The sequence below is a fragment of the Pseudomonas sp. P9_31 genome, assembly GCF_034008235.1.
Lineage (GTDB): Bacteria > Pseudomonadota > Gammaproteobacteria > Pseudomonadales > Pseudomonadaceae > Aquipseudomonas.
Map to the genome: position 1 here is coordinate 5,120,644 of NZ_CP125375.1, position 12,530 is coordinate 5,133,173.

General features: G+C 57.7%; 17 protein-coding genes. 1 reads left to right on the forward strand and 16 read right to left on the reverse strand.

Translation table 11 applies throughout. From position 1 onward, the window contains the following. Position 1: 1 nt before the first annotated feature. The 12 genes from rlmN to trmJ all read right to left on the reverse strand — a co-directional run bounded on the left by rlmN (position 2) and on the right by trmJ (position 9,097). A complete protein-coding gene (gene rlmN / locus QMK51_RS23185) occupies positions 2 to 1,150 on the reverse strand; it encodes a 23S rRNA (adenine(2503)-C(2))-methyltransferase RlmN (RefSeq protein WP_258697412.1) in 1,149 nt (382 codons plus the stop codon). A gap of 28 nt (positions 1,151 to 1,178) precedes the next feature. Beyond that, entirely contained in the window at positions 1,179 to 1,604 is a 426-nt protein-coding gene (gene ndk, locus QMK51_RS23190; protein ID WP_007916882.1) for a nucleoside-diphosphate kinase, read from the reverse strand. Between the two features lie 92 nt (positions 1,605 to 1,696). Further along, on the reverse strand, positions 1,697 to 1,897 hold the full coding sequence (gene iscX, locus QMK51_RS23195; protein ID WP_007941386.1) for a Fe-S cluster assembly protein IscX: 201 nt from the start codon (positions 1,895 to 1,897) through the stop codon (positions 1,697 to 1,699). 14 nt (positions 1,898 to 1,911) lie between these two features. Continuing rightward, on the reverse strand, positions 1,912 to 2,253 hold the full coding sequence (gene fdx / locus QMK51_RS23200; protein ID WP_008070976.1) for an ISC system 2Fe-2S type ferredoxin: 342 nt from the start codon (positions 2,251 to 2,253) through the stop codon (positions 1,912 to 1,914). Between the two features lie 3 nt (positions 2,254 to 2,256). Next, positions 2,257 to 4,119 (reverse strand): Fe-S protein assembly chaperone HscA, encoded by a 1,863-nt coding sequence (gene hscA / locus QMK51_RS23205; protein WP_320392127.1) that lies wholly within the window; start codon positions 4,117 to 4,119, stop codon positions 2,257 to 2,259. A 51-nt stretch (positions 4,120 to 4,170) separates the two neighbouring features. Continuing rightward, positions 4,171 to 4,692 (reverse strand): co-chaperone HscB, encoded by a 522-nt coding sequence (gene hscB, locus QMK51_RS23210; RefSeq protein WP_320394556.1) that lies wholly within the window; start codon positions 4,690 to 4,692, stop codon positions 4,171 to 4,173. Positions 4,693 to 4,700: 8 nt separating this feature from the next. Beyond that, complete coding sequence (gene iscA, locus QMK51_RS23215) at positions 4,701 to 5,024, reverse strand: iron-sulfur cluster assembly protein IscA (protein WP_123425091.1); 324 nt, start codon at positions 5,022 to 5,024, stop codon at positions 4,701 to 4,703. Positions 5,025 to 5,058: 34 nt separating this feature from the next. After that, entirely contained in the window at positions 5,059 to 5,445 is a 387-nt protein-coding gene (gene iscU, locus QMK51_RS23220; protein WP_003443374.1) for a Fe-S cluster assembly scaffold IscU, read from the reverse strand. Between the two features lie 84 nt (positions 5,446 to 5,529). Beyond that, positions 5,530 to 6,744, reverse strand: a complete 1,215-nt coding sequence (locus QMK51_RS23225; RefSeq protein ID WP_258697415.1) for an IscS subfamily cysteine desulfurase — start codon at positions 6,742 to 6,744, stop codon at positions 5,530 to 5,532. Between the two features lie 49 nt (positions 6,745 to 6,793). Beyond that, positions 6,794 to 7,285, reverse strand: a complete 492-nt coding sequence (gene iscR, locus QMK51_RS23230; RefSeq protein WP_003227911.1) for a Fe-S cluster assembly transcriptional regulator IscR — start codon at positions 7,283 to 7,285, stop codon at positions 6,794 to 6,796. A gap of 262 nt (positions 7,286 to 7,547) precedes the next feature. Then, the gene (gene cysE / locus QMK51_RS23235) at positions 7,548 to 8,324 is read right to left on the reverse strand and encodes a serine O-acetyltransferase (protein ID WP_320392134.1); all 777 of its coding nucleotides are present in this window, start codon (positions 8,322 to 8,324) and stop codon (positions 7,548 to 7,550) included. A 2-nt stretch (positions 8,325 to 8,326) separates the two neighbouring features. After that, a complete protein-coding gene (gene trmJ, locus QMK51_RS23240) occupies positions 8,327 to 9,097 on the reverse strand; it encodes a tRNA (cytosine(32)/uridine(32)-2'-O)-methyltransferase TrmJ (RefSeq protein WP_258697416.1) in 771 nt (256 codons plus the stop codon). Between the two features lie 146 nt (positions 9,098 to 9,243). On the opposite strand from trmJ, the gene suhB reads away from it, so the two are divergent. Continuing rightward, on the forward strand, positions 9,244 to 10,062 hold the full coding sequence (suhB, locus tag QMK51_RS23245; protein WP_085709393.1) for an inositol-phosphate phosphatase: 819 nt from the start codon (positions 9,244 to 9,246) through the stop codon (positions 10,060 to 10,062). A gap of 292 nt (positions 10,063 to 10,354) precedes the next feature. On the opposite strand, the gene rplS is transcribed toward suhB, so the two are convergent. The 4 genes from rplS to rpsP are packed head-to-tail and all read right to left on the reverse strand — an operon-like array spanning position 10,355 to position 12,299. Beyond that, a complete protein-coding gene (gene rplS / locus QMK51_RS23250; protein WP_003175895.1) occupies positions 10,355 to 10,705 on the reverse strand; it encodes a 50S ribosomal protein L19 in 351 nt (116 codons plus the stop codon). Between the two features lie 45 nt (positions 10,706 to 10,750). Further along, entirely contained in the window at positions 10,751 to 11,524 is a 774-nt protein-coding gene (gene trmD / locus QMK51_RS23255) for a tRNA (guanosine(37)-N1)-methyltransferase TrmD (RefSeq protein WP_172901170.1), read from the reverse strand. After that, complete coding sequence (gene rimM / locus QMK51_RS23260) at positions 11,506 to 12,042, reverse strand: ribosome maturation factor RimM (RefSeq protein WP_105340217.1); 537 nt, start codon at positions 12,040 to 12,042, stop codon at positions 11,506 to 11,508. The genes trmD and rimM overlap by 19 nt, the downstream gene beginning before the upstream one ends. 5 nt (positions 12,043 to 12,047) lie before the next feature. Further along, positions 12,048 to 12,299: a 30S ribosomal protein S16 gene (gene rpsP, locus QMK51_RS23265; protein WP_003198088.1), complete on the reverse strand. Its 252-nt coding sequence runs from the start codon at positions 12,297 to 12,299 to the stop codon at positions 12,048 to 12,050. Positions 12,300 to 12,530: the final 231 nt, after the last annotated feature.

Here is a 12,530-nt window from a genome sequence, read left to right on the forward strand (position 1 = left end):
CTTAATTATTGTTCACAGCGTTTTGCGGCATATCGTTCTCGGCGCTCAACTCACGCACGGCGATATAACGTTCGCTGCGACGGGTGCGATCCAGCACCTGCCCTACCAATTGGCCACACGCGGCATCGATGTCTTCACCGCGGGTGGTGCGAACAGTGACGTTGAAGCCTGCATGGTGAAGCTGATCCTGGAAACGGCGAATCGCGTTGTTGCTCGGACGCTCGTAACCGGAGTGCGGGAACGGGTTGAACGGAATCAGGTTGATCTTGCACGGAATGTTCTTGAGCAACTCGATCATTTCGACCGCGTGTTCGACCTTGTCGTTGATGTCCTTGAGCAAGGTGTACTCAATGGTCAATACGCGCTTTTCGCCCAGGGACGACATGTAGCGCTGGCACGACTCCAGAAGCATCTTAAGCGGATACTTCTTGTTGATCGGCACCAATTGGTTACGCAATGCGTCATTCGGCGCGTGCAGGGACAACGCCAAGGAGACGTCGATGTGCTTGGACAGCTCATCGATCATCGGCACCACACCCGAAGTAGACAAGGTTACGCGGCGCTTGGAGATGCCATAGCCCAGGTCATCCATCATCAGATGCATGGCGGCCACGACGTTGTCGAAGTTCAGCAGCGGCTCACCCATGCCCATCATCACCACGTTGGTGATGGCACGGTCGACGGTTGCCGGGACGCTGCCAAAGGATTTGTTGGCAATCCACACCTGGCCGATGACTTCGGCGGCAGTGAGGTTGCTATTGAAACCTTGCTTGCCGGTGGAGCAGAAACTGCAATCCAGGGCACAGCCTGCCTGGGACGAAACGCACAAGGTGCCGCGTTTGCCCTGGGGAATGTAAACGGTCTCGACGCAGCTGCCGGACGCCACGCGCACCACCCATTTACGGGTGCCGTCGCTGGAGATGTCCTCGCTGACCACTTCCGGACCACGAATTTCAGCAACAACCTTGAGCTTTTCGCGCAAGGCCTTGCTGACGTTCGTCATGGCGTCGAAATCATCGACGCCAAAGTGGTGAATCCATTTCATTACCTGACCGGCACGGAAACGCTTCTCCCCGATTGAGTCGAAGAATTTTTCCATTTCCAGCTGGGTCAGACCCAGCAGGTTGGTTTTTACAGTCGATGTAGTCATGGATTCACCTTCACTCTTAAGCCAATGCTTAGCGAGTGGTTACTTCAGTAGCTGCGAAGAAGTACGAGATTTCGCGAGCAGCAGCGGCTTCGGAGTCCGAACCGTGTACGGCGTTGGCGTCGATGGAATCAGCGAAGTCAGCGCGGATGGTGCCGGCAGCAGCTTCTTTAGGGTTGGTAGCGCCCATCAGCTCACGGTTCAGAGCGATAGCGTTTTCGCCTTCCAGAACCTGAACGACAACCGGACCGGAAATCATGAAAGCAACCAGGTCGCCGAAGAAACCACGAGCGCTGTGCTCAGCGTAGAAGCCTTCAGCTTCAGCTTTGGACAGTTGCTTCAGTTTCGAAGCTACAACGCGCAGGCCAGCTTTTTCGAAACGAGTGGTGATCTCGCCGATAACGTTTTTTGCAACAGCGTCAGGCTTGATGATGGAGAAAGTACGTTGAACAGCCATGGTGTAACTCCAGAAACGGTAATTTGTGAAAAATTAAACCCGCGAATTATACGCGGGTTCTTTGGTATTGCCTAACTGCGTACGGTGCAGACTCAGTCTGCTTCTTCGATCCAGGCGGCCTGAATGGCTTCAAGCACCTTCTCGCCACCGCGGGTTGGATCATCACTGAACTCCGGCAATGCCAGCACCCATTGGTGCAGATCGACGAAGTTCACGTAACGCGGGTCCACATCCGGCTTTGACTCAGCCAGCTGGATCGCGATTTCCAGCACATCAACCCATTTCAGGCTCATGAAAGCTCCTTGAATCAGTGCGGCGCTTCGGCTGCATGGTTGAGCGAGTATTTCGGAATTTCGATGGTCAGGTCTTCAGTCCCGACTTTTGCCTGACAGGCCAGGCGTGACTGAGCTTCCAGCCCCCAAGCCTTATCAAGATAGTCCTCCTCCAGCTCATCAGCCTCTTCCAGCGAATCGAAACCTTCGCGAACGATGCAGTGACAAGTGGTGCACGCACAGACGCCGCCACAGGCGCTTTCCATCTCGATATGGTGTTCATGGGCCAATTCGAGGATGGAGATGCCTGGCTCAGCCTCCACAACCATGCCTTCCGGGCAAAACTTCTCGTGTGGCAGAAAAATGACCTGCGGCATCAATTATTCCTCGATTTCATTCAGATTGCGCCCCGCCAGAGCGGCTTTCACCGTCGAGTCCAGGCGGCGGGCAGCAAAGGCATCGGTCACTTGCGACAGACGCTTGGTCTGCTGCTCGATGGCGTAACCATCGGTACCTTTCATCAATTCGGTCAGTTCCTGCATCTGCAATTCGATGACCATGCGCTCTTCGGCGTCGAGCAGGCGTTCGCCGTCGACATCCAGAGCGCCCTGCACTGCTTCGATCAGGCGCTGGGCATCGACCTGCTGCTCACGCAATACGCGGGCGACCTTGTCGTCATTGGCGTGCTGGAACGAATCCTTGAGCATTTTGGCGATTTCGCCGTCGGTCAGGCCGTAGGACGGTTTGACCTGGATGCTGGCTTCGACGCCCGAACCCAATTCCCGGGCCGAGACACTGAGCAGACCGTCGGCGTCGACCTGGAAGGTCACGCGAATTTTCGCCGCACCGGCCACCATCGCCGGAATACCGCGCAATTCGAAGCGCGCCAGGGAACGGCAGTCGCTGATCAACTCACGCTCGCCCTGCAATACGTGAATCGCCATGGCCGATTGGCCATCTTTATAAGTGGTGAAGTCCTGAGCCCGGGCGACAGGGATGGTGGTGTTGCGCGGAATCACCTTCTCCATCAAGCCGCCCATGGTTTCCAGCCCCAGGGACAACGGAATCACGTCGAGCAACAGCAGTTCGCCGCCGTCACGCTTGTTGCCGGCCAGGGTATCGGCCTGGATCGCGGCACCGATGGCCACCACTTGATCCGGATCGATTTCGGTCAGCGGTTCGCGACCGAAGGCTTGCGCAACGGCTTCGCGAACGCGCGGTACGCGAGTCGAGCCGCCGACCATGACCACCGCGTGAACGTCCTCCAGCTCAATACCGGAATCACGCACCGCGCGGCGACAGGCTTTCAGGCTGCGAGCAACCATCGGCTCGATCAGCGCATTGAACGCTTCACGGGTCAGCCCGGCCTTCCAGTCGCCATACGCGACTTCAACGGACGAGGAGTTGGTCAGGGCTTCTTTGGCTGCACACGCGATTTGCAACAGATTGCGTTGCGCACCCGGATCGAGGTCGGCCGACAGACCGGCACTCTCGATGATCCAGCCAGCAATGGCGTGATCGAAGTCATCGCCACCCAAAGCGCTGTCGCCGCCGGTAGCCAGCACTTCGAATACACCACCGGTCAGACGCAGAATCGAAATATCGAAGGTGCCACCGCCCAGGTCATAAATGGCAACCAGGCCTTCAGCCTGTTGATCCAGACCGTAAGCCACCGCAGCAGCGGTCGGCTCATTGAGCAAGCGCAGCACGTTCAGGCCGGCCAGTTTGGCCGCATCTTTGGTGGCTTGACGCTGAGCATCATCGAAATAGGCCGGAACGGTGATCACCGCGCCGACCAATTCGCCACCCAAGGTCGCCTCAGCACGCTGACGCAGCACCTTGAGGATATCGGCGGAGACTTCGACCGGGCTTTTCGGGCCTTGCACCGTATCGATGAACGGCATATGCGACTCGCCATCGACAAAACGATACGGCAGCTGATCGCCCAATTGCTTGACGTCGGACAAACCACGCCCCATCAAGCGCTTGACCGACAGCACAGTGTTCAAAGGATCGGTAGCGGCAGCCAGCTTGGCCGACTCGCCGACTTCGACGCGATCGGCGTGATAGCGCACGGCAGACGGCAGGATAACCCGCCCTTGCGCATCAGCCAGAGGCTCGGAAAGACCACTGCGCAATGCAGCGACCAGCGAATTGGTAGTGCCCAAGTCGATCCCCACAGCCAGACGACGCTGGTGCGGTTGAGGACTTTGGCCGGGTTCGGCGATCTGCAGTAGGGCCATCGTGATCAGGACTTATCTGTATATCAGGCGTGCGACCGGAGCGGCACTGGGTTAATCGTCGAGGCGCTCTTCTAACTGGCGCACTTCGTGGGTGAGCTTGTCGAGGAACTGCATGCGCCGCATCAGGCGTTCGGCCCGCTCACGTTGCGCTGCATCATCCCAACAGGCTGCGAAGCTTTCGTTCAGTTCATCCTGGGCTGTTTTCAGGCGGCGCTTGAACGCTGCAATACCGGCCATGTCGGCGCTGTCTTGCAGGTCTTCGAGCTCTTCACGCAGCTCCATTTGCTGCAGAAGAAACTCCGGATCATGCACCGTGACCTCCAGCGGCAGCTCGCGACCACCCAGGGCGAGCAGGTAACGCGCGCGCTTGGGGGGACTTTTGAGCGTCTGGTAGGCCTCGTTGAGGCTTGCGGATTGCTCTAGCGCCAGCCGCTGCTCACGCTCGGAAGCGTCTGCAAAGCGGTCCGGATGAACACCGCGCGCCAACTCACGATAGCGCGTGGCCAACTGATCGAGATCCAGACGGAAGCTCGGCTTCAGTTCAAATAAAGCGAAATGACAAGGAGTACCCACAAGCAGCCTCAGATGTTGAAGCTTTCGCCGCAGCCACATTCACCGCGTACGTTGGGATTGTTGAACTTGAAACCTTCGTTCAACCCTTCCTTGACGAAATCGAGCTCGGTGCCGTCCAGGTATGCCAGGCTTTTCGGATCGATGATCACTTTCTCGCCGTGACTTTCGAACACTTGATCGTCCGCGCCCACCTCATCGACAAACTCCAGCACATAGGCAAGGCCGGAACAGCCCGTGGTGCGAACACCCAGACGAATCCCATCACCCTTGCCGCGCCCGTCGAGGGAGCGTCGCACGTGTTGAGCAGCCGCTTCTGTCATGCTGATAGCCATCGGTGACTCCTTACTCGTCGCCAAACCTTGAAAGTCAGATCAAGCCTTTCTTCTGCTTGTAGTCGCGAACGGCCGCCTTGATAGCGTCTTCAGCGAGTACGGAACAGTGAATTTTCACTGGCGGCAGGGCCAGTTCTTCGGCCAACTGAGTGTTCTTGATGGTCTCTGCTTCATCCAGAGTCTTGCCTTTCATCCACTCGGTCGCCAGGGAGCTGGAGGCGATCGCCGAACCGCAACCGTAAGTCTTGAACTTGGCGTCTTCGATGATGCCTTGCTCGTTGACCTTGATCTGCAGACGCATCACGTCACCGCACGCCGGTGCGCCGACCATGCCGGTGCCGACATCAGGATCTTCCGCGTCCATCTTGCCGACGTTGCGCGGGTTCTCGTAGTGGTCGATGACCTTTTCGCTGTAAGCCATGATTCTTAATCCTCACTCATCAGGAGTCGCTCTTGAAACCCTGCAAATCGCCGATTCGCAGGGCCGGTTGCGGCGACTTGAATATCAGTGTGCCGCCCACTCGATTTTCGAAATGTCGACGCCATCTTTGTACATGTCCCACAGCGGCGACAAGGTGCGCAGCTTGGTAACGGCCTCGCAGACTTTCTGCGCGGCGTAGTCGATTTCTTCTTCGGTGGTGAAACGGCCGAAGGTGAAGCGAATCGAGCTGTGCGCCAGTTCGTCGTTGCGGCCCAGGGCGCGCAGGACGTACGAAGGCTCAAGCGATGCCGAGGTGCAGGCCGAACCGGACGAAACCGCCAGATCCTTGAGCGCCATGATCAGCGACTCGCCTTCAACGTAGTTGAAGCTCAAGTTCAGATTGTGCGGCACGCGAGCGGTCATGCTGCCGTTGACGTACAGCTCTTCCAGGCCTTCGACCTGCTTGAAGAAACGGTCGCTCAGGGCTTTGATGCGTGCATTCTCGGCAGCCATGTCTTCCTTGGCCACACGGAACGCTTCGCCCATGCCGACGATCTGGTGAGTCGCCAGGGTGCCGGAACGCATGCCACGTTCGTGACCGCCGCCATGCATGGTCGCTTCGATGCGAACACGCGGCTTGCGGCTGACGTACAGTGCGCCGATGCCTTTAGGGCCGTAGGTTTTGTGGGCGGAGAACGACATCATGTCGACTTTCAGTTTCGACAGGTCGATCTCGACCTTGCCGGTGGACTGAGCGGCGTCGACGTGGAACAGGATCCCCTTGGAGCGGGTCAGTTCGCCGATGGCTGCGATGTCGTTGATGGTGCCGATTTCGTTGTTCACGTGCATGATCGACACCAGGATCGTGTCATCGCGCAGGGCAGCTTCGACCATCTCTGGAGTTACCAGACCATCTTCGCGAGGATCGAGGTAAGTCACTTCGAAACCTTCACGCTCCAGTTGGCGCATGGTGTCGAGGACAGCCTTGTGCTCAATCTTGGTGGTGATCAGGTGTTTGCCTTTGGTGGAGTAGAAATGCGCCGCACCCTTGATTGCCAGGTTGTCGGATTCGGTGGCACCGGAGGTCCAGACGATTTCACGCGGGTCGGCGTTAACCAGGTCAGCGACCTGACGGCGAGCGTTCTCGACGGACTCTTCAGCTTTCCAGCCGAACACGTGGGAACGGGACGCCGGGTTACCGAAGTTTCCGTCGACCAGCAGGCATTCACTCATCTTTTGCGCGACACGCGGATCAACCGGGGTGGTCGCAGAGTAATCAAGGTAAATCGGCAATTTCATGGACTATCTCCTAATCAGGCTGGCTGGCGTGCCGCTAGCTCTTTGGCTGTCATTCGACGGCGGACGCTTCAATCTTGTCCAGGCGTGGCGCCTTGCTGTTGCAACGGCGCTGGTCCTGACGCTGGGCTACTTCTTGCACCTCACGGCGAGTTACAAGGTCAGCCAAGCTGATACCGCTCAGAAATTCGTGAATCTGCAGGCTCAGATCGCACCACAAGTGGTGGGTCAGACAGGTGTCGCCGGAATGGCAATCACCCTGGCCCTGGCATTTGGTTGCATCGACCGATTCGTTGACCGCATCGATCACTTGGGCGACCTGGATGCCCTGCATGTCGCGGGACAGTTGGTAGCCACCGCCCGGACCGCGAACACTGGACACCAGATTGCTACGGCGCAATTTGGCGAAAAGCTGCTCGAGGTAGGACAGGGAGATGCCTTGGCGCTCGGAGATATCGGCCAGGGACACCGGCCCGTGCTGCGCGTGTAACGCCAGGTCAAGCATGGCGGTCACGGCGTATCGGCCTTTTGTAGTCAGTCGCATGGACAATTACCACGGAGTTCGGAATGGGGCGAGTATGCAATTCCCGAGTATTTAAGTCAACTATAAGACCTAGCGCTTTACTCAGGTTTACCCGCAAAAGAGCGCGCGCATCATAGCAAAGGCTGGCCGCGAACAGCCAGCAATTGCGCGCTATCGCTCTTCGCGAGCAAGCCCCACACATTGGATCGTCTGTGGGTACAGATTTGTGCACGGCAGAAATCAAGTGTGGGAGCGGGCTTGCTCGCGAAGGGGCCAGCTCGATTTAACTGGCCTGACTCTGATCCTTGTCTTTCACACAGGCAAAATCTTCTTCGCGCAGCTCAGGCAGATCCTTCGCACAATAGTTGCTACCCAGATCCTTCAGCGCGCCGCACATCCCCTCCAGACGACCATCGACCGCCTGCAAGTGATCGAGCAGCTGACCGATCGCCCGCGCCACCGGGTCCGGCATGTCCTCGCCGACGCCGTACGCATCGAAGCCGATCTTCTCGGCCATGGCCTTGCGCTTGGCATCCTGCTCATCATCGGACTTGACGATGATCCGCCCCGGAATCCCCACCACTGTCGCCCCAGGCGGAACCGCCTTGGTGACCACGGCATTGGAACCGACCTTGGCCCCGGCACCGACCGTGAACGGGCCGAGCACCTTGGCACCCGCGCCGACCACCACGCCATCCTCCAGAGTCGGGTGACGCTTGCCCTTGTTCCAACTAGTGCCGCCGAGGGTCACGCCCTGGTAAAGGGTGACGTCGTTGCCGATCTCGGCGGTCTCACCAATAACGATGCCCATGCCATGGTCGATAAAGAAACGACGACCGACTTTGGCCCCCGGATGAATCTCGATCCCGGTCAACCAGCGACCGAAGTTCGACACCAGGCGCGCGAGCCATTTCCAACCCATGCCCCACAACGCCGACGACAGACGATGGATCCAGATGGCGTGCATGCCCGGGTAGCATGTCAGGACCTCGAAAGCATTACGCGCCGCCGGATCACGATGGAAAACACTCTGGATATCTTCACGCAAACGCTCGAACATCATTAATCCTTCCGCTGTAGAAGCTCGCCACGGGCCGCTTTCTGGGTTTCCGTGAGGATGCCACGCAATATATTCATTTCCGCTCGGCTGACCGAGCTGCGTCCGTACAACCGGCGCAGGCGCGCCATCAAGTGCCGTGGTTTTTCCGGATCAAGGAATTCGATGGCCACCAGGGTTTGCTCCAGGTGCTCATAGAATCGCTCCAGCTCATCCATGGTCGCCAGCTCACCACTTTTGGTGGAAGCCACTTCATCCTTCTCGACCTTGCTCGGCTGACCCAGGGCCGCGAGCCAGGACATACGCACTTCATAGCTCAACACCTGCACCGCCGCCCCAAGGTTCAACGAACTGAACTCGGGGTCTGATGGGATGTGCACGTGATAATGACATCGCTGCAGCTCTTCATTGGTCAAGCCGGAGTCTTCACGACCGAACACCAGCGCGATCTCGGCACCCTGCCCCGCCTCTTCGACCACCCTCACACCGCATTCGCGGGGATCGAGCAACGGCCAGGGAATGCGACGGTCACGAGCGCTGGTACCGAGCACCAGATTGCAGCCAACCAAGGCATCTTCCAGGGTGGCGACGACTTGCGCGTTTTCAAGGATGTCGCCAGCACCGGACGCACGCGCATCGGCCTCGTGGTGCGGGAACAACCGCGGTTCGACCAGCACCAGCCGCGACAGGCCCATGTTCTTCATGGCACGCGCAGCACCGCCGATATTTCCGGGGTGGCTGGTATTGACCAGGACGACACGAATGTTTTGCAGCAAGGGAGGCGCTCTCGAACACTTTAATAGGGAGCAGAATCTTACAGCGCCTCCTACCGTTAAGCTATGAAAGCGAACACCGACCTTCACCTGTAGAAACTTTCTGATAGAATGCCCGGCTTTCTTTAACAACCTTAGGTGACACATCCATGCAGCCCATGCTGAATATCGCGCTGCGCGCCGCCCGCAGCGCCAGTGAATTGATCTTCCGCTCCATCGAGCGCCTGGATACCATCAAGGTCGACGAAAAAGACGCCAAGGATTACGTATCCGAGGTGGATCGCGCCGCCGAACAGAAAATCATTGATGCGCTGCGCAAGGCCTACCCGAATCACTCGATCATGGGTGAAGAAACCGGCATGCACGCCGGCAGCGGTATCGAAGGCGAAGAATACCTTTGGATTATCGACCCACTGGACGGCACCACCAACTTCCTGCGTGGCATTCCTCACTTCGCGGTCAGCATCGCCTGCAAATACCGTGGCCGCCTGGAACACGCCGTTGTTCTGGACCCGGTTCGCCAGGAAGAATTCACCGCCAGCCGTGGTCGCGGCGCCCAGCTGAACGGTCGTCGCCTGCGCGTCAGCGGCCGCACCAGCCTGGACGGCGCCCTGCTGGGCACCGGCTTCCCGTTCCGCGATGACCAGATGGACAACCTCGACAACTACCTGGGCATGTTCCGCGCCCTGGTTGGCCAGACCGCTGGCATCCGCCGTGCCGGCTCGGCGAGCCTGGACCTGGCCTACGTGGCTGCCGGCCGTTTCGACGCTTTCTGGGAGTCGGGCCTGTCCGAATGGGACATGGCCGCAGGCGCCCTGCTGATTCAGGAAGCTGGCGGCCTGGTGAGCGACTTCACCGGTGGTCACGACTTCCTCGAGAAAGGCCACGTCGTCGCCGGCAACACCAAGTGCTTCAAGGCAGTACTGACGGCGATCCAGCCGCATCTGCCAGCTTCGCTGAAGCGCTAAGCGCTCAAGCACACCCCAAGAAAACGCCCCGACTTGTTCGGGGCGTTTTTTTTGCGCAAAAAAATCCCCATCCATATGGGAGCGGGCTTGCTCGCGAAGGCAGCGTGTCATTCAACACATGTATCGACTGGCAACCCGCCTTCGCGAGCAAGCCCGCCCCCACAGCTTCCGCGCTTTAAATGACCAGCATTAAATGCAGCCATAACGAAAAATGCCCCGTATCTTTCGATACGAGGCATTTTCTTGAAGAGCCAGCCTGAACAGGCTGACTCTTCTGCATCGGAAGCTGGACTTAAGCCAGTTTTTCCTTGATGCGAGCTGCTTTACCGGACAGGTCACGCAGGTAGTACAGCTTGGCTTTACGTACGTCACCGCGACGCTTAACGGCCATGCTGTCGATTTGCGGGCTGTAGGTCTGGAAAGTACGCTCTACGCCAACACCGTTGGAGATTTTACGAACGGTGAAAGCACTGTTTACGCCGCGGTTACGCTTGGCGATAACTACGCCTTCGAACGCTTGCAGACGCGAACGATCGCCTTCCTTCACTTTCACCTGAACGACAATGGTGTCGCCCGGGGCAAAGGTAGGGATCTCTTTGGTCATCTGCTCTGCTTCGAGTGCAAGGATGATTTTGTTAGTCATGCTGTGCTCCTAAGGTAAATCGTCGGATCTACCATCGATACGTTGTTAACTATCGTCCCGCTCGCGGATGTATTCCTCGAGCAGCTTCTTCTCTTCTCCAGAAAGCGAGCGGCTTTCCAGAAGATCGGCGCGTCGTTCATAGGTCCGACCAAGGGACTGCTGTAAACGCCAACGCCGGATGTGCGCGTGATTGCCACTTAGCAATACGTCGGGAACACGCTGATCCGCATACACCTCCGGTCGGGTGTAGTGCGGGCAATCCAGCAAACCATCCGTAAAGGAATCTTCCTCGGCGGAGTCCGCATGCCCTAAAGCTCCAGGCAGCAGTCGTGTAACCGCATCGATCAGGACCATCGCCGGCAGCTCGCCGCCAGACAGTACATAGTCGCCAATCGACCACTCTTCATCGACATGAGCATCAATAAAACGCTCGTCAATGCCTTCATAGCGGCCGGCAATCAGGATCAATGCATCCAGATTCGCCAACTCGCGCACCGCCGACTGAGTCAGTTGACGGCCTTGGGGGGACAGGTAAATTACCTTCGCCGCCTCCCCGGCTGCTGCCTTGGCCTGAACCAGAGCATCTTCCAGGGGCTTGATCTTCATCACCATGCCCGGACCACCGCCAAATGGGCGATCATCCACAGTGTGATGTCGATCCGTCGTGTAGTCTCGCGGATTCCAACAGGTGAGCTGCAACAGCCCCTGCTTCACCGCCCGACTGGTGATGCCGTACTCGCTGATGGCGGAGAACATCTCGGGAAACAAACTGATCACTTCTACGCGCAGGTTAGCCACGTTTAGAAGTCCGCATCCCATTCCACCTTCATCTCGCCCGCGGCAAGGTCGACAGCCAACACGCATTGCTCCGTATAGGGCAACAAGCGTTCGCGATCATCCAGGCTGCCAGCGCAAGGCTTGACCACCATTACATCATTGGCGCCGGTTTCCAGAAGATGATCGATTTTCCCGAACAATTGCCCGTGAGTATCGATGACCTTCAGACCTTCCAGCTGGTACCAGTAGTACTCGCCGTCGGTCAATTCAGGGAACAGGTTGCGCGGCACGCAGATCTCATAACCAGCCAGAAGACGCGCTTCTTCACGATCATCAAGACCCTTGAGCTTTGCGACCAGGAACTTGTCGTTCCCACGTCCGCTGACCAGCTCGACCTGTTTTACGTTGCCTTCGCGCTTGAGCGTCCAGGTTTTGTAGTCCAACAGGTTTTTAATCGGATCAGTAAAGGAATACACCTTCACTTCGCCGCGAACGCCATGAACAGAATAAATTTTGCCAATAACGATCAAATCATCGGCAACAGCCGGCGTCGCGTTCATATTGCTCAGGCCGCAGCCTTAGCAGATTCCTTCAACAACTGAGCAACGCGCTCAGAAGGTTGTGCACCAACGCTCAGCCAGTAGGCTACGCGCTCTTGGTTCACGGACAGACGAACTTCTTGACCACGAGCAACAGGGTTGAAGAAACCAACCTGTTCCTTGTGCGAACCGTCGCGCGGGTTGCGGCTGTCGGTTACGGTCAAGTGGTAAAACGGGCGCTTTTTGGAGCCGCCAAGGGCAAGACGGATTGTTAGCATGTGAACATCGTTCCTGTAGTCGGTGCTGCAAATCTAAAGGCACAGCGGGCATAGGTGCCCGAAAGGCCGCATATTCTAAGGAATATCCGGACTTTTGCAAATGTCTTTTTCCGGCGACCTATCGGTCGCCATCCAGATTTGCTATAGAGCCGTCGGTTAAAACGGCAAGTCAGCTCCCGCCAATGGCGGGTTTGCTGGAAAATCCACGTTGCCGTGGATAGCGCCGACATC

Coding starts and splice junctions, on each gene's coding strand:
- rlmN (WP_258697412.1), bottom strand. CDS start 1,150: ATGACTACATCGACTGTAAAAACCAACCTGCTGGGTCTGACCCAGCTG.
- ndk (WP_007916882.1), bottom strand. CDS start 1,604: ATGGCTGTTCAACGTACTTTCTCCATCATCAAGCCTGACGCTGTTGCA.
- iscX (WP_007941386.1), bottom strand. CDS start 1,897: ATGAGCCTGAAATGGGTTGATGTGCTGGAAATCGCGATCCAGCTGGCT.
- fdx (WP_008070976.1), bottom strand. CDS start 2,253: ATGCCGCAGGTCATTTTTCTGCCACACGAGAAGTTTTGCCCGGAAGGC.
- hscA (WP_320392127.1), bottom strand. CDS start 4,119: ATGGCCCTACTGCAGATCGCCGAACCCGGCCAAAGTCCTCAACCGCAC.
- iscA (WP_123425091.1), bottom strand. CDS start 5,024: ATGGCTATCAGCATGACAGAAGCGGCTGCTCAACACGTGCGACGCTCC.
- iscU (WP_003443374.1), bottom strand. CDS start 5,445: ATGGCTTACAGCGAAAAGGTCATCGACCACTACGAGAACCCGCGCAAC.
- QMK51_RS23225 (WP_258697415.1), bottom strand. CDS start 6,744: ATGAAATTGCCGATTTACCTTGATTACTCTGCGACCACCCCGGTTGAT.
- iscR (WP_003227911.1), bottom strand. CDS start 7,285: ATGCGACTGACTACAAAAGGCCGATACGCCGTGACCGCCATGCTTGAC.
- cysE (WP_320392134.1), bottom strand. CDS start 8,324: ATGTTCGAGCGTTTGCGTGAAGATATCCAGAGTGTTTTCCATCGTGAT.
- suhB (WP_085709393.1), top strand. CDS start 9,244: ATGCAGCCCATGCTGAATATCGCGCTGCGCGCCGCCCGCAGCGCCAGT.
- rplS (WP_003175895.1), bottom strand. CDS start 10,705: ATGACTAACAAAATCATCCTTGCACTCGAAGCAGAGCAGATGACCAAA.
- trmD (WP_172901170.1), bottom strand. CDS start 11,524: ATGGGATGCGGACTTCTAAACGTGGCTAACCTGCGCGTAGAAGTGATC.
- rimM (WP_105340217.1), bottom strand. CDS start 12,042: ATGAACGCGACGCCGGCTGTTGCCGATGATTTGATCGTTATTGGCAAA.
- rpsP (WP_003198088.1), bottom strand. CDS start 12,299: ATGCTAACAATCCGTCTTGCCCTTGGCGGCTCCAAAAAGCGCCCGTTT.